Origin of the sequence: Bradyrhizobium sp. HKCCYLRH1030, from assembly GCF_051168395.1 — a bacterium.
Lineage (GTDB): Bacteria > Pseudomonadota > Alphaproteobacteria > Rhizobiales > Xanthobacteraceae > Bradyrhizobium.
In genome coordinates, this window is sequence record NZ_JBNPUY010000006.1 from 231,887 (window position 1) to 247,008 (window position 15,122).

Annotated in this window: 16 protein-coding genes; 10 read left to right on the forward strand and 6 right to left on the reverse strand. The window is 67.5% G+C overall.

From position 1 onward, the window contains the following. Positions 1 to 6: 6 nt before the first annotated feature. From ACQR1E_RS19475 to ACQR1E_RS19505, 7 genes are all read left to right on the forward strand, one after another. Positions 7 to 420 carry a GFA family protein gene (locus ACQR1E_RS19475; protein ID WP_434897448.1) on the forward strand — a complete coding sequence of 138 codons (414 nt, stop codon included), beginning with the start codon at positions 7 to 9 and terminating at the stop codon, positions 418 to 420. A 456-nt stretch (positions 421 to 876) separates the two neighbouring features. Then, positions 877 to 1,308 carry a CopG family transcriptional regulator gene (locus ACQR1E_RS19480; RefSeq protein WP_434897505.1) on the forward strand — a complete coding sequence of 144 codons (432 nt, stop codon included), beginning with the start codon at positions 877 to 879 and terminating at the stop codon, positions 1,306 to 1,308. A gap of 4 nt (positions 1,309 to 1,312) precedes the next feature. Next, positions 1,313 to 2,560 carry an extracellular catalytic domain type 1 short-chain-length polyhydroxyalkanoate depolymerase gene (locus tag ACQR1E_RS19485; protein ID WP_434897449.1) on the forward strand — a complete coding sequence of 416 codons (1,248 nt, stop codon included), beginning with the start codon at positions 1,313 to 1,315 and terminating at the stop codon, positions 2,558 to 2,560. Between the two features lie 192 nt (positions 2,561 to 2,752). Next, the gene (locus ACQR1E_RS19490) at positions 2,753 to 3,025 is read left to right on the forward strand and encodes a hypothetical protein (RefSeq protein WP_434897450.1); all 273 of its coding nucleotides are present in this window, start codon (positions 2,753 to 2,755) and stop codon (positions 3,023 to 3,025) included. A gap of 166 nt (positions 3,026 to 3,191) precedes the next feature. After that, positions 3,192 to 3,953 carry an ABC transporter ATP-binding protein gene (locus ACQR1E_RS19495; RefSeq protein WP_315714812.1) on the forward strand — a complete coding sequence of 254 codons (762 nt, stop codon included), beginning with the start codon at positions 3,192 to 3,194 and terminating at the stop codon, positions 3,951 to 3,953. Further along, the gene (locus tag ACQR1E_RS19500) at positions 3,947 to 6,313 is read left to right on the forward strand and encodes an ABC transporter permease (RefSeq protein ID WP_434897506.1); all 2,367 of its coding nucleotides are present in this window, start codon (positions 3,947 to 3,949) and stop codon (positions 6,311 to 6,313) included. Before ACQR1E_RS19495 ends, ACQR1E_RS19500 begins: the two co-directional genes overlap by 7 nt. A 2-nt stretch (positions 6,314 to 6,315) precedes the next feature. Then, positions 6,316 to 7,515, forward strand: coding sequence for an efflux RND transporter periplasmic adaptor subunit (locus ACQR1E_RS19505; RefSeq protein ID WP_434897451.1), 1,200 nt, complete (start codon positions 6,316 to 6,318; stop codon positions 7,513 to 7,515). Positions 7,516 to 7,540: 25 nt separating this feature from the next. On the opposite strand, the gene ACQR1E_RS19510 is transcribed toward ACQR1E_RS19505, so the two are convergent. From ACQR1E_RS19510 to ACQR1E_RS19525, 4 genes are all read right to left on the reverse strand, one after another. Next, positions 7,541 to 8,638: a D-alanine--D-alanine ligase family protein gene (locus ACQR1E_RS19510; protein ID WP_434897452.1), complete on the reverse strand. Its 1,098-nt coding sequence runs from the start codon at positions 8,636 to 8,638 to the stop codon at positions 7,541 to 7,543. 116 nt (positions 8,639 to 8,754) lie between these two features. Further along, entirely contained in the window at positions 8,755 to 9,291 is a 537-nt protein-coding gene (locus ACQR1E_RS19515) for a thermonuclease family protein (protein ID WP_315714986.1), read from the reverse strand. A gap of 157 nt (positions 9,292 to 9,448) precedes the next feature. Then, positions 9,449 to 9,634 carry a hypothetical protein gene (locus ACQR1E_RS19520; RefSeq protein WP_315714985.1) on the reverse strand — a complete coding sequence of 62 codons (186 nt, stop codon included), beginning with the start codon at positions 9,632 to 9,634 and terminating at the stop codon, positions 9,449 to 9,451. 166 nt (positions 9,635 to 9,800) lie between these two features. Then, positions 9,801 to 10,214, reverse strand: a complete 414-nt coding sequence (locus ACQR1E_RS19525; RefSeq protein ID WP_316164436.1) for a hypothetical protein — start codon at positions 10,212 to 10,214, stop codon at positions 9,801 to 9,803. A gap of 500 nt (positions 10,215 to 10,714) precedes the next feature. Here ACQR1E_RS19525 and ACQR1E_RS19530 point away from each other — a divergent pair, with 500 nt between their 5' ends. The 3 genes from ACQR1E_RS19530 to ACQR1E_RS19540 all read left to right on the forward strand — a co-directional run bounded on the left by ACQR1E_RS19530 (position 10,715) and on the right by ACQR1E_RS19540 (position 12,947). After that, the gene (locus ACQR1E_RS19530; protein ID WP_315714808.1) at positions 10,715 to 11,569 is read left to right on the forward strand and encodes an HWE histidine kinase domain-containing protein; all 855 of its coding nucleotides are present in this window, start codon (positions 10,715 to 10,717) and stop codon (positions 11,567 to 11,569) included. A 25-nt stretch (positions 11,570 to 11,594) separates the two neighbouring features. Continuing rightward, on the forward strand, positions 11,595 to 11,777 hold the full coding sequence (locus tag ACQR1E_RS19535; protein WP_315749324.1) for a hypothetical protein: 183 nt from the start codon (positions 11,595 to 11,597) through the stop codon (positions 11,775 to 11,777). Between the two features lie 153 nt (positions 11,778 to 11,930). Then, positions 11,931 to 12,947, forward strand: coding sequence for a zinc-dependent alcohol dehydrogenase family protein (locus ACQR1E_RS19540; protein ID WP_315749326.1), 1,017 nt, complete (start codon positions 11,931 to 11,933; stop codon positions 12,945 to 12,947). A gap of 241 nt (positions 12,948 to 13,188) precedes the next feature. Here the strand turns inward: ACQR1E_RS19540 and ACQR1E_RS19545 are convergent, their stop codons facing one another. Together ACQR1E_RS19545 and ACQR1E_RS19550 are read right to left on the reverse strand one after the other, a co-directional pair. Next, entirely contained in the window at positions 13,189 to 13,920 is a 732-nt protein-coding gene (locus ACQR1E_RS19545) for a hypothetical protein (RefSeq protein ID WP_434843508.1), read from the reverse strand. A 53-nt stretch (positions 13,921 to 13,973) separates the two neighbouring features. Beyond that, the gene (locus ACQR1E_RS19550) at positions 13,974 to 14,888 is read right to left on the reverse strand and encodes a DMT family transporter (protein ID WP_434897453.1); all 915 of its coding nucleotides are present in this window, start codon (positions 14,886 to 14,888) and stop codon (positions 13,974 to 13,976) included. Between the last annotated feature and the right edge of the window lie 234 nt (positions 14,889 to 15,122).

Sequence of the window (15,122 nt, forward strand, 5' to 3'; positions counted from 1 at the left end):
AGCGACATGACGAAGTCCTATGCCGGCGGCTGCGCCTGCGGCGCGGTGCGTTACGAGATCACGGGCGAGCCGGCCGTGATGCTGGACTGCCAGTGCCGGCAATGCCAGCGCGACAGCGGCACCGGGCATCAATCGCACCTGACCTTCGTCGCGGCGGAGGTGAGGGTCGAAGGCGAGGTGTCGCATTGGCAGACCACAGGCGACGGCGGCACCGTCAAGCGGCGCGCGTTCTGTCCGACCTGCGGCTCGCACGTTCACCTGACATTTCCCGCGATGCCCGAGGTGTTCATCGTCCCGCCGGCCAGTCTCGACGACCCCAGCCGCTACAAGCCGCAACTGGTGTCGTGGACATCAGCCGGGTACGCCTGGGATCACCTCGATCCGGCGCTGCCGAAATTCGAGAAGATGCCGCCCCGGTGAGTCTTGGTGCTTGGGGCGAACGAGACGAGCATTTCCTGAGAATCGGCAATTGGCCGTGGGATGAGCTCTCGCCGTCTCCAATGCTGTCATGCTCCGCCAAAAGCGGAGCATCCAGTATTCTGCTGCAGAAGATACCGAACCGAAAAACCTCGGCGTACTGGATCGTCCGCCTTCGACGATGACCAGGGTTACGGCTCCGGGGTTACTGTGCACTAGACTAACGACGGCCTGCGCGGCGGTGGGGCAGTGGCGACTGCACGCTCTATCTTGCCCCTCCGATGTTGGACCGGCCCTTTCCTCGGTTGCTGCATCGAGCCGGGCCGCGCTGGCAGGCGATAGGATCGACAGGAAGCTCGCGGCATCACCGGTTCCCTGGCGGAACATTACGCTTGCGCCTTGAATGTCAACGGTGGGCATCCATATGCCATCCATGCACCATCCCAGTGGATGGTAGAAATGGATGCCGCTGTGCCCGACAACGTCCACCCACTCCGCGGGAAAATCCCGGACACCGAGAAGATCACCGTCAATCTCGGCTACGTCGATCTCGGTCAGGTCGATCTGATGGTGCGGGAAGGGTTCTATTCCAATCGCACCGATTTCATTCGCACCGCGATCCGCAATCAGCTCGACCGGCACGCCGACGTGGTCAGGCAGTCGACGGTGCGCAACAGCCTGGACCTCGGCTTGCGGCATTACAGCCGCGCCGATCTCGAAGCGGCGCAGCGGGCAGGGCAGATGCTGCAAATCAACGTGCTTGGGCTTGCCACCATCGCCGCCGATGTGACGCCCGAGCTGGCCCGCGCCACCGTCGCCTCGGTCTCCGTGCTGGGCGCACTCCATGCCACCCCCGCGGTCAAGGCCGCTCTCGCCGACAGAATGAGGTAGCGCGATGCTGAACCAAGAGATCATGCGCGAAGCGACGCGCCTGACGCGGGCCGGCCAGTTGGGCGAGGCCACGGCGTTGCTGCAACGTATGCTGCGCGGCGATGGCTCGCCGGCGGCAGCGGCCAGTCCAGTGCGATCAGCGCCGGCGCGGCTCGCGCCTCCGACCATCGAGGGACAGGCGACGCGCGTCAGTGAGCGCGACCGGCCGTCCGCGAAGGTTGCCCCGGCGCAAGCGCGCGCCACGCAGGCAAAGCCATCGCACAAGCCATCGCAAGCCAAGCCATGGCAAGCCAAGCCGGCTCAGGCGCGCCCGCGACCCGTCCGGCGCGAAGATCTCGGCGAGCTGCCGGGGTTCGGCCTGCGAGGTCCGCATCTGCGCGCGCCTTCGGCGCGCGACACCACCCCCGAAGGTGCAAGATTCGTCCAGGCCAGCTTCGGCAATGCGGCGGGACGCCGGAGCTACAAGCTGTTGATCCCCAGCAGGGCCGAGGGCCGTCAGCTTCCGCTCGTCGTCATGCTGCATGGCTGCACGCAGTCGGCGGACGATTTCGCGGCCGGCACACGGATGAACTTCCTGGGCGAGGAGCAGAGCTGCTTCGTCGTCTATCCGGAGCAGCCGAGCGGTGCCAATCAGTCGAAATGCTGGAACTGGTTTCGCACCGGCGACCAGCAGCGCGAGGGCGGCGAGCCGTCGCTGATCGCGGGCATCACCCGCCAGGTGATGCGCGACCATGCTGTAGATTCCAGGCGCGTCTATGTCGCCGGCCTGTCGGCCGGAGGCGCCACGGCCGCCATCATGGCCGCGACCTATCCCGATCTCTACGCCGCAGCGGGCGTCCATTCCGGTCTCGCCTGCGGGGCCGCGCGCGATCTTCCCTCGGCGTTGATGGCGATGCGCCAAGGCGCCGGCCACGCGGCGGATCGGAGATCGGCTGTGCCGACGATCGTCTTCCATGGCGATCGCGACACGACCGTGCATCCCGCCAACGGCGACCGGGTCGTTGCGCAGGCGACCGGCGCCATGCGCGGGACATCGTCGGTCGTGCACGGGCGGGTGCCCGGTGGCCATGCCTATACGCGGACGATTCTGACGGAGCCGAGCGGGAAGGTGACGTCGGAGCACTGGACCGTCCACGGCGCCGCTCACGCCTGGTCCGGCGGCAGTCCGGCCGGATCCTACACCGATCCGAAAGGACCGGATGCGACGCGGGAGATGCTGCGGTTCTTCCTCGCGCAGTCACGCGCGGACTAGCAAAACGGTGGCGCCCGTGAAAATGCCGGTGGTGCTGCACTCCATCGTGCGGGGGCAATACATCTGCACATCTGCGCGTCGCTGCTACCAGCAACCATGATGCATCTCCCCCGTTAAGCGGGCACGAATATCCTGGCGGGTGTCGTCCTCGGGAGGGCGCATGACCATGTCACGACGAACGCGGGTGGTCCGATGTCGCGATTCCTGAAGTGGTTCTTCCGCGATCGCGCGACCGGCGAGATCACGATCGCCCAGATGCCGAACCCCGCTCTTTGGATCGTGCTGGCGGGCAGCCTCGTCGGCTGGGTCTGGCATCCGCCGGGTCAGACAGGCGCCAATCTGGATTGTCTGGTCAAAGCCAGTCTCTTCGTCTGGGCGTTCGACGAACTCCTGCGCGGCGTCAACCCCTGGCGCCGCTGCCTCGGCGCAGCCGTGCTGGTGTATGTGATCGCGACCGCGGTCTGATGGGCGTCAGCGCGTTGGCCACGTGATGATGTGGTCCGCTTGACATGCATCAACGGATGACGATGGCTGCCGACCGATGGTCGGGGATGCCATCCGATGTCGAGGATTCAGGCGTGAGACGTCTCGCACGTTCGATGCGGGCCTTTGGTGCAGGAACCGCAGCCCGATGAGTTCGGCCGTCACCAACGACGGGGGCCCCGCCGCGCCTTCTGATCGGCCCGGCGCCGCCCCGGTGTTCCGCGCGCGCAAGCTCTCGAAGACCTATCGGATGGGCGAGGTCGAGGTGCATGCGCTGCGCGATGTCGACCTCGACATCTACGAGGGGGAGCTCGTGGTGCTGCTCGGGCCGTCGGGATCGGGCAAGTCGACCCTGCTCAACATCCTCGGCGGACTGGACAGCCCGACGTCGGGCGAAGCGCAATGGCGCGATCATCAACTGGTCGGCGCCGGCGATGCCGAGCTGACGCGCTACCGGCGCGAGCATGTCGGCTTCGTGTTTCAGTTCTACAACCTGATCCCGAGTCTGACGGTGCTCGAGAACGTCGCGCTGGTCACCGAGATCGCCGACAAGCCGCTCGATCCGCTCGAGGTGCTCAAGCTCGTCGGCCTCGAGCGGCGGATCGACCACTTTCCCTCGCAGCTGTCCGGCGGCGAGCAGCAGCGCGTCGCGGTGGCCCGCGCCATGGTCAAGGCGCCCGACGTGCTGTTGTGCGACGAGCCGACCGGCGCGCTGGATTATGAGACGGGGAAGGTCGTGCTCGCCGCGATCGCCCGCGCCAACGCGCAACTCGGGACGACCACCATCATCATCACCCACAACGCGGCGATCGCCGGCATGGCCGATCGAGTGCTGCGGCTCGGCGGCGGGCGCATCGTCGGCGAGACGCGCAATGCGCGGCGCCTCTCGGCCGATGAGGTGCGCTGGTGAGCCTGCTGGACCGCAAGCTGTGGCGCGACATCGGCGCGATGCGCGGACAGGTGGTCACGATCGCGCTGCTGGTGGCGGCTGGTGTCGCCGTGTTCGTCGGCTCGGTCTCGACCTATCTGTCCCTGCGTGGGGGCTGCGAGCAGTTCTATGCCGACGGCCGGTTTCCGCAGATCTTCGTCACGCTGAAGCGGGCGCCGCTCGCGCTGGTGCCACGGCTCAATTCCATTCCTGGCGTGGTCGCGGTCGAGCCGCGCATCGTGCGCGAGGTCATCGTCGATTGGCCGGCCGTCTCGCAACCGGTCTCGGCCCGCCTGGTGTCGCTGACCCATGCCGGCGACGAGCCCCTGGCGCGGTTGCATCTGCGCCGCGGCGCCGCGCCTGAGCCGGGTGCCGCCCGCAGCGCCGCGGTCAACGAGGCGTTTGCCGAGGCCAATGGCGTCAGTCCGGGTGACGACATCCGCGTGCTGCTCAATGGCCGCGTGCAGGGCTTCCGGGTTTCCGGCATCGCGTTGTCGCCGGAATATGTCTACGCGGTGAAGCCTGGATTGCCGATCCCCGACGATCGCCTCTACGCCATCCTGTGGGTCGACCGGAGCGCAGCCGAGGCCGCCTTCGACATGAAAGGAGCGTTCAACGATGCCGTGGTCGCGCTCGCTCCGGGTGTCGATCCCAAGCCCGTGATCGAGGAGCTCGACCGGCTGCTCGAGCCCTATGGCTCGATCGGCGCGATTGCGCGGCGCGACCAGCCGTCGAACCGCTTTCTCGAGGACGAGCTGAACCAGCAGAAGGTGATGTCGATCACCATCCCCATCATCTTCTTCGGTGTCGCCACGTTCCTGCTCAACGGCGCGCTCGGGCGGCTGGTCGCCGCGCAGCGCGAGCAGATCGCGGCGCTGAAGGCGCTCGGCTTTCCGACGCTGCGGCTCACTTTCCATTATCTCAAGCTGATGCTGGTCATCGTGCTGATCGGATCGGTGCTCGGCATCGCCGGCGGCGTCGGCTTCGGCCATGCCATGATCGCGAGCTATCAGGGGTTCTTCCGTCTTCCGGAGCTGCCGTTTCGGCTGGCGCCATGGGCGGCGGTGGCCGGTGTCGCGATCAGCGTCGCGGCGGGCGCCCTCGGCGTCGTCACGGCGCTTCAGGAGGTCGTCGGCCTTGCGCCGGCGGAGGCGATGCGGCCCGCGATGCCGCTGGGGTTCCGCCGCTCCTGGATCGAGCGCATCCTGCCCGGCACGGCGTTCGGCGCGCGGCGGATGATGATGCTGCGCAACGTCGCGGGGCGGCCGTTCCGTTCGCTGTTCACCATCGTCGGCATCGCCTTCGCGGTGCCGATGATGGTGCTCGGGATCTTCTGGCGCGACGCCATCGGCGAGATGATCGAGCTGCAGTTCAACCTGGTCGAGCGCGGCAACGCCACGATCACTTTCATCCATCCGATGGACCGCGCGATCCTGCGTGACCTGGCGCGCCAGCCCGGCGTGCTCGCGATCGAAGGCCAGCGCATCGTTCCGGTGCGCCTGCGGGCCGGGCACCAGAGCTACCTCACCTCGGTGATCGGACTGGCCGCCGCCGACGAGCTGCGCCGACCGCACGATTCCGCGCGTCGTCCGATCGTCGCGGCGCCCGATGGCATCACGCTGACCCGACGCCTTGCCGAGCGCCTGGCGCTGAGCGCAGGGCAGGTCGTGACGGTGGAGGCGATGGAAGGCCACCGCCGGCGGCGCGACCTGCCAGTGAGCGCCATCGTCGACGAGGCGATCGGCATGGCGTCCTACATGGACATCGACACGCTCAACCGCTTCACCGGCGAAGGCGCGGTGATCTCGGCGGCGAGCCTCCAGGTCGAGCCGGCGGCGCTGGCTGCGCTCGGCGCGAGGTTCAAGAGCATGCCGAAAATCGAATCCGTGACGATGAAGGCCTACACCCTCGCATCCTTCATCGAGAAGATCGCGGGCCTCGTGTTCGTCACCGCCGGCATCCTCACCGGCTTCGCCGCGATCATCACCGTGGGCGTGGTCTACAACAGCGCCCGCATCAGCCTGCAGGAGCGCGCCTGGGAGCTCGCGAGCCTGCGGGTGCTGGGCTTCACCCGCGGCGAGGTCGCGGGCATCCTGTTCGGCGAGTTCGCGCTGGACATCGCGGCCGGGATTCCGCTCGGCCTGTGGCTGTCGCACGCCATCATCGGCCTGATCGCGCGCCTGCATTCCAGCGAGAGCTTCCAGATCCCGGGCGTGATCGCGCCGCAGACCTACCTGATCGCGACAGCGGTGGTCTTGGCCAGCGCCGCGATCAGCGCCATCATCGTCCGCAGGAGGGTGGATCGGCTCGATCTGGTCGCGGCCCTCAAGACCAGGGAATGAGCATGCCACCCGTTTTGCGCCGCGTCGTCATCGTATCGAGCGTTGTGGCGGCGGCCGCCGTCATCGCCTGGATGATGATGCCGGGCCCCGTCCCGGTGGAGACGGCCGCGGTGACGAAAGGGCGGTTCGTTGCCACCGTCGAGGACGACGGCAAGACGCGGGTGCGCCAGCGCTACGTCGTGGCCGCGCCGCTCGCCGGCCGTCTCGGCCGCATCCGCTTCAAGGCCGGCGACCAGGTCAAGGCCGACGACGTGGTCGCCACAATCATGCCGGCGCCGGCGCCGCTGCTCGATCCGCGGGCCCGCCGCGAGGTCGAGGAGCTGCTCGGTGCGGCCGAGGCCAATGTCGAGCGCGCCAAGGAGGTGGTGGCCCGAGCGCAGGCGCAGAGCGCACAGGCGAGCGCCGATCTGGCGCGTACCACGGCGCTGGCCGCCAGCGGAGCCGCGACGGCGCAGGCCCGGGAGCGCGCCGAGCTCGCGATGCGGATTGCCGAACGTGACCTGCGCGCCGCCGAATATGCCGACCATGCCGCCGAGCACGAGCTCAGCCAGCTCAGGGCGATGCTGGCGCGCTACGGGAGCAAGACCGATGCCGATGCGCCGGCGGATAGCTGGAGCGTGACCGCGCCGGTCGGCGGGCTGGTGCTGAAAGTGATCCAGGAAAGCGAGACGACGGTGCAGCCAGGCGCGGCGCTGCTCGAGCTCGGCGATCCCCGTGATCTCGAAGTGGTCATCGACGTGCTGAGCACCGACGCGGTCGAGATCCGTCCCGGCGCCGAGGTCACGATCGATCGCTGGGGCGGGGCAGGCCGCCTGTCGGGCCGGGTTCGCCGGGTCGAGCCGGCGGCCTTCACGAAGATCTCCACGCTCGGCGTCGAGGAGCAGCGGGTCAACGTGCTGATCGACATCGTCTCGCCGGCCGAGCAATGGCAGCGGCTCGGCGATGCCTATCAGCTCGATGCGCAGATCGTCGTCTTCACGCAGGAGGATGCGACCATCGTTCCGACCGGCGCGCTGTTCAAGCGCGGTGACGACTGGTCGGTGTTCGCGCTGAAGGATGGGCGCGCCGAGTTGCGCACCGTCCGGCTCATCCGGCGCTCGGGCCGGTTCGCCGCCGTGGCCGACGGCGTCGCCAGCGGCGATGTCGTGATCATCTATCCCAGCGACCGGGTCGCCGCCGGCGTCAAGGTGGCGCCGCGCTGACCTGCGGCGGCCGCAAAAGCGTTCCTCAGCGCTGCGACGCCAGTTGCCTGAGCCGGGCATGGCGCGCCAGCGCGTGTGCGATCAGACTGTCCATCAGCGCCGGCTGGGGCAGGCCGGTGGCCTCCCACATCTTCGGGTACATGCTGATGTTGGTGAAGCCCGGCAGGGTGTTCACCTCGTTGACGTAGACCTCCTCGCCGCGGACGAAGAAGTCGACGCGCGCGAGACTCTCGCAGCAGAGCACGCCGAACACCTCGGTGGCCATTTTGCGAATGCGCGCGGCGAGAGCGGGTTCGACCTGCGCCGGGACGTGCAGCGAGGCGCCCTTGGCATCGGTGTATTTGGCCTCATAGGAATAGAAGCCGTGGCTGTCGGCGGGCACGATCTCGCCGAGCTCGGAGGCGGCGACCTCGCCGTCGGCATGCTCCAGCACCGCGCATTCGATCTCGCGCACCGGGCTGATGCAGCGCTCGATCAGGATCTTCAGGTCGAAGCGCAGCGCCAGGCGGCAGGCGGCTTCGAACTCCTCGGCACTGCGCGCCTTGGAGATGCCGACGGAGGAGCCGAGATTGGCCGGCTTGACGAACAGCTCGGATGACCCGACGGCGTCGACCGCCGCCGCATAGGTCACAGGCGACGCTTCCGTCATGGTGACGAACGGCACGATCGGCAGGCCGGCATCGCGCAGCAGGCGCTTGGCGACGTCCTTGTCCATCGCCGCCGCCGATCCCATCACGCGGCCGCCGACATAGGCGACATCGGCGAGCTCCAGCGCGCCCTGCACGGTGCCGTCCTCGCCGTTCGGACCGTGCAGCACCGGAAACACGACGTCGAAGGCGAGCTCGCGCGGGGCGCCGTCGCCGATGACCAGCGCGCGGCCCTGGCCGGCCGGCAGCAGCACGATCTGCGGGCCGTCAGCGGGTACGGTCAGCGCCGCGCCCGTGCCGTCATTCGCAGCGTCGGCGAGCACCCAGCGTCCGTCGGTGGTGATGCCGATCAGCGTGACGGCGTAGCGACCGGCATCGAGCGAGCGGACGATGTTGGCCGCCGAGGCCCGCGAGACGTCGTGCTCCGCCGAGCGCCCGCCGAACAGGATCGCCACGCGCGTCTTTGTCTCCGTCATCGTCCTCATCCAGCCCTGATCTCTGCGATGCGCGACCGTACAGCCAGAGGCCAACGCGTGGCAATTGAGGTGTTGTGTCGGGTGTGGTGGAAGGCGACGTCGTCATGCGGCGGCGCTCACCGCCAGCCGATCCCGCCGTCCGAGCACACCGACGTCGTACCGCCGGCATGCATGCAGCTCCGATAGAGCGGCGGCGCGATGAAGCGGCCCGACCAGATGCCGCGGCCGGCGCGGCGGGCGGCGCGCTGATCGGCGGTGTAAACGCCGCGCGAATATTGCGGCTCCTCGACCGCAAGCCCGCGCGACACCATGAACTGGCCGAGATCCGTCGCGCCGGCGGCGCAACGCGCGACGATGCGGCCGTAGCGATCGCCATCGACCGGCAGGCAGCGCAGAACCTTGCTGCGCGTGAACGCGTCCAGCGTGTTGGCGGCCAGCGCGCCGCAGCGATATGGCTTGCGGTCGCGGCCGCGGCAGAGCTGCGCGCTTTCGGGCGCGTCGATGCCCCACAGGCGAATCCGTTCGCCGTGAATGTCCAGCGTGTCGCCATCGACGATGCTGACGCGGCCGACGAGCTCAGCGGCTGTGGCGGGGAAAGCGAGGAGAAGCGGCAGAACGAGGCAGGCGAGACGGGGGAGGAGACGTCGCAAGATCGGCACCTGTGGCGCTGAGAGGGGCGTGATCGCTCGCTGCGCGAATCGATCGCGGATCATCCCGATCTATAGCGAATGGGAGGTGCGCGATTGTGTGGCGAGCACCGCAACAGCAGCGGAGCGCAATCGGCGCAGTTCGTCCGGCGAGCGTCGCGGTTCAGCGCAGGCTCGCATTCTCTGCGTGCCCATCCCGTGCGCGCGCCGCGTGCTCGACCTCGGCGGCGAGCATGCTCAGATGCTCGGCCAGGCGCGCGAACAGCTCGCGCTTGTCGCGGTCGGTGGCGAGATCACGAATGAGGGCGCATTCCGCTGCGTCGGCCCGCAGCTTGTCCGGCTGGGTCATCAACTCTGACATGTTCCGCTTCCCTGCCGCGCCGGCAAGTTTTCGAAACAACGGATCGTCATGATTGTTCCGGGTGTCCATGCATTTTTTCGAGCGGCGCCGTCAGCGCCTGATCGGAGTACCTCTATGGGGATGCGAGATGACGCGACGCTCGGCATTCGACTGTCTATCGTTCACCGGGCCACCATGTCGAGGCCGGATGCGCGGCCGAGATCTTGGTCGCGCGCAATGCCACCAGCGCGCTGCGCTTGTAGGGACGACCGCGCAGCCGCGAGCAGTCCTGGCAGCGCATGTAGCGCTCGAGTTCATGGATTGGCGTCGTCTTGGCGCGCCTGATGATGTCGAGCGCAACGGTCTGATTGGTGTCGCAGCCGAGGCAGCGCACTTCGAGATAGTAATAGCCCGCGTTGAGCGCGTCGCCGAGCAGCGGCGACGGCTGCGCCGGTCCCTTGTAGCCGAGCATCCGCTTGTTCCAGGCGTCGCAGGCCAGACGATCCGCTTCCTTGCGCGCGCGCGCGGCCTGCTCCTGCGCGATGCGGATGCCGGCACCGTAGAGTCTCTCGCGCGATTTCGTCGTCATGACCGCCATGATCGACGCTGCGGCGCTCAGCGGCAAGCCGCTAGGGTTAGCGCAGCAAGAGGCGCCGGATACAAGCTCTCTCGCGTGCAGCGTTCCGATACCGTTGTCTTTCAGTTCATCGGCGCAGCCGGCGACGAGCTCATCATGCAACGTCCAGCATTCGTGCTGCGCCGACGCGACGCGGAGTAGCACTGATGGTGTCGAGCAGAGGCGCTGGGGGCGCAGGGGCCATGTAGTCACGCTTGCCGGTGGCGGCGCAGCGGTCGCTTCTCCCACCACGCGGCATGATGCGTTCCGTCTGGCGCAACAGGGCCGTCAAACGCAACGGCGCGGCAAAAGTTCCTAAAATTTTTGCGCCCATGCGGCAGTTGCTTCAGCTTGTTCCTGCAGGCGTCCGGCGATAGACCTTGCGCTCGGGGTCAATCGTGCGCGCGGGTCGGAGTTTCTCAGATTGGATCGTTCGGGGCAGACAGTGGTCGGCGACCACGTTTCTGCTCACCATGCTCGCCGTCGCGATTTCGACCGCGGGCCGGATCGGGCTGGACTATGCCGGCGCGACGCTGCCCTACGCGACGTTCTACCCTGCGGTGGTGTTCGCCGCGCTGCTCGGCGGCATTCCCGCGGCCATTTTTGCCGCCTGGCTGTCTGCCACCGTGGTGCTCGTCGGCTTCACCGATCGTCCCGATCATGCCGAGGCGATCAACCTCGTCGGATTCCTGAGCACCGCGGCGCTGATCATCTGGCTCGGGCATCTCTGTCGCGGCGCGCTGATGGAGCTGAAGCGCAGCGAGCATGCGCGCGAGTTGCTGCTCGGCGAGCTGAGACATCGCGTGAACAATCAGCTCGCGTTGTTTCAGGCGATCGTCAGATCGAGCCTGTCGGGCGAGGATCGCGCCAAAGGGGAAGCGATCGCGCTGCGGCTCGACGCCGTCGCGCGCGCCAACAGTCTCGCCTGGTCGGACCACCGCCTGATGACCTTGCGCATGCTGCTCGACGTCGAGCTGCAGCCGTATCGCGCCTCCGGCGCCGTGACGGTGGACGGCCCGGACATGCCGTTGGGGCCGGAAGCGGTGCGTAATCTCGCGCTGGTGTTCCACGAACTTGCGACCAACGCCGTCAAATACGGCGCGCTGCGCGGCCAGGGTGGACGACTCGAGGTCCAGATCGCGCAGGAGGGCGGCCGCGGCAGCGTGGCCTGGCGCGAGCTCGGTCCGCACCCGATCGAGCCGCCCGGGAAAGAGGGCTTCGGCACGCGCATGATCCGTGCGAGCCTTGCGGCGATCGGCGGCAGCATCGAGCAGGATTATCGCGACGAAGGTCTGGTCTGCCGGATCAGGTTCGACGCGGCGATGTGAAGGCCCGGTTCCTCGCAGGCGTCGCATGTCTCGCGGCGCGTGGCATGGCTGCGATGCGAAACGCGCAGCGGCGTTGCTGCGTATGTGTTCGATGGAACGGCGCGACATGCTGCTGCTGGCTGGATTGCTGCTGCTGGCACTCACCATTACCTGGGTTGGCACGGAATATGTGCTGAACCATGTCGTGATCCCGCTGATCGATGACTGAGAGCCGGCGGCGCCGCGACCATCGGATTTGCGTTGCGTTCGCGTTGTCTGTCCGCCGCGCGGAACGAGGCTCGGCTTGATCGCCGGCACGAAACGCTTCACCATTCCCGGCAGAACAACGAAGCGGCGACGCCGCTTGGGCGGGAGACATCGGATGCAATGTTACGAGCTGCAGGGGCCCGGCGGAATCGATGCGCTGGCGCTGGTCGACAAGCCCGTGCCGCAGCCGGGGAGGGGCGAGGTGCTGGTGCGGCTGACGGCGGCGAGCATCAACTATCGTGACCTGATCACGGTGAGGGGCGGCTACGGCTCGCGGCAGAAATTTCCGCTGGTGCCGCTGTCCGACGGCGCAGGCGTGGTCGAGGCGGTCGGTGAGGGCGTCACAGCATTCGCGACCGGCGACCGAGTCATCGGCAGCTTCTTCGAGAGCTGGACCGGCGGCGAGCCGAGCGAAGCGAAGATGCGTGCGGCGCTGGGCGGCGCCGTCGACGGCACGTTGACGGAGTATCGGGTGTTTCCCATGCACGCGCTGGTGCGGACGCCGGCGCATCTCACCGACGTCGAGGCCGCGACATTGCCGTGCGCCGGCGTCACCGCCTGGAGCGCGGTGATCAAGCTCGGCGGCATCAGGCCCGGCCACACCGTGCTGACGCAAGGCAGCGGCGGCGTCTCGATCTTTGCGCTGCTGATCGCGAAGATGGCCGGCGCGCGGGTGATCGCGACGTCGTCGAGTGAAGCCAAGATCGCGCGGCTGACGGCGCTCGGCGCCGATGTCACGCTGAACTACAAGCAGGTGCCGGATTGGGGCAAGAAGGCGCGCGAGATCACCGGGCAGGGCGTCGATCTCGTGGTCGAGGTCGGCGGCGTCGGCACCTTGAACGAGTCGATCCGCGCCACCCGGATCGGCGGCACCATCGCCTTCATCGGCGTGCTCGCCGGTGCGCCGGCCTCGGAGCTGCGGCTGCCGCTGATGGTGATGCAGCAGCAGCGGCTGCAGGGCGTCACGGTCGGCTCGGTCGACGATCTCCAGGCGCTGGCGAACGCGCTGACGCTGCATCAGGTGAAGCCGGTGGTCGACCGCGTGTTTCCGTTCAGCGAGGCGCGCGAGGCGTTCCACTACATGGCGAGCGGCGCGCATCTCGGCAAGGTGACGATCGCGATCGGGGGATGAGTGACCACGCTGCTGTCGGCGACTGCGTCATCGAAGCAGGGCAGCACTCTTAGCCTCACTCTCTCCGCCGTCATTCCGGGGCGCGTCGCGCAGCGGCGCGAGCCCGGAATCCATAGCCACAGGATGCTGTGCGACGCGAGCTGGCCGGTATGCTCGTCTTCGCCACATGCACAGTCGTGGTTATGGATTCCGGGCTCGTCGCTGCGCGCCGCCCCGGAATGACGGCGAGAGAAACGGGCTGCTAATGACGTGGCGGTTTGCGGTGCTGTTTTGGCAGCTTCAATTGCCAGCGGCCGTTGCTGCGTTCGACAGAGGCCGGGAATGGCTTCATCTCGGTGCCGACCTTGAAGGTGGCGATGAGCTTGACGCGGTCGTCGCCGTCCCAGCCGTCGAACTCGTAGAAGGTGTAGTCGTCGTCAGGGGTGAGATAGGACCAGCCCCCCAGCTTGAGGTCGAACGGCGCGGCAACGATCTCCATCCCGTTGCCGCAGCCGGAGGGACCTTCGCTGGAGCAGACCGAAAACAGCCAGCGGCGGCTTGGCGAGGCGTGCGGCGGCGAATGGATCTTGGTCTCGATGACGCGATTGAGCCACAGCAGCATCCATTGCACGCCTTCCCAATAGCCGATCTCGATCAGCAGGAGTTCGTGCTCCGGAAAGTAGCTGACGAGCTTGTACTCGACCGAGTCGTCCTCATGTCCGGGTAGGTCATCCGGAAGTCGGGTCACGTAGCTTCTGGTGGAACCATCCTTGAATGTGATTTCCAGCGACTTGCCGTTGCGCCTGACGACATCGTTCAACTGAGCGAGGCAGGCCTGCTCGTCGCGGTCGAGGTCGGCCTTGCCGGTGTCTCCTTTGCAGCGGCCGTCTTGTGAAGGATGCTCCGACATCGCGTAGGGGATGTCGGCCGAGGCCGCGGCCGGACCAATCGTGGTTGCCAGCGCGACAAGAAGCAAAACGAAGATGCATTGCATTTTATTGATCCAGCGTTGCCGCTTTGGGTTCAAAGCAGCGCTGGTGCGTGCGGTCAACCTTGGATCGGATCGCCTGTCGGCTTCTTGCGCGCGGGCAGCGTCATCGCGATCACACCAATGAGGACACAGGTGAGGCCGATCCAGGCGGTCGGCGCGAGGTGCTCGCCGAGCCCGGCCACGGCGATCGCAACGCCGATCGGCACCCGCAGATAGGATTGCGCGGTGGCGCCGATCGAGCCGAGCGTCTGCACCAGGCGGAAATAGATCACCATCGCGGCCGCAGTCGAGACGGTCGCGAGCGCGACCAGCGCCAGCACCGAGCGCAGTGACGGTGCCAGCGTCCACGGATGGTCGACGACCAGCGCAAGCGGGATCAGCACCGCGGCGCCCGACAGCAGCGATCCCGCGGCCGGCAACATCGGATCGAGTCCCTTGAAGCTCTTTCCCATGATCGCCGCACCGGCATAGCAGATGGTGGCGGCGACGATCGCAATCTGCGCCCACAGCTCGCGGCCAAGCCCGCCCAGCGCCTCGGTGCCGACGATGAGGCAGGTGCCGGCGAGTCCGGCGGCGACGCCGACCAGCTTGCGCAGGGTGACAGGCTCGTGGTGCGTCACCAGCGCGGTCAGCAGGAAGGTGAAGATCGGCGAGGTCGCGTTGAGGATCGTCGCAAGACCCGCCTCGACGGTGCGCTCGGCCCAGGCGATCAGCGTGAATGGCACGACGCTGTTGAGACCGGCCTGGATCACGAAGCGATGCCAAATCGTCCGGTCACGCGGCCAAGCGAGGCCGCGGCTGCGGATGATCGCGGCCAGCAGCAGCCCCGCAATCAGCGTGCGCGCGGCGATCAGGGTCAGCGGCGGAATGGTTTCGACGCCGATCTTGATGAAGGTGTATGAGGCGCCCCACAAGGTGGACAGAACGAGCAGGAGGGCGAATTCTGTCGTGAGATCGGAGCGGCTCTGCATGGTGCCTCGCGGGCGGGAGAATGGCTTCTCCTAGCCGGGCGGCGGCGCGTGATGTTTCGATACGGGGCGAACTGTTCGTGGAAGGAAGCCGAAGCCATTCCGATCGGTGCATAGCGTCCCTGGATCGCTTCGCTGGCGCTCGCGATGACGGAGCCTGTGGGGCCGGCGATGTCAGCCACACCCGTCATTGCGAGCGGAGCGCGGAGCGAAGCAATCCAGACTGGCGATCCGATG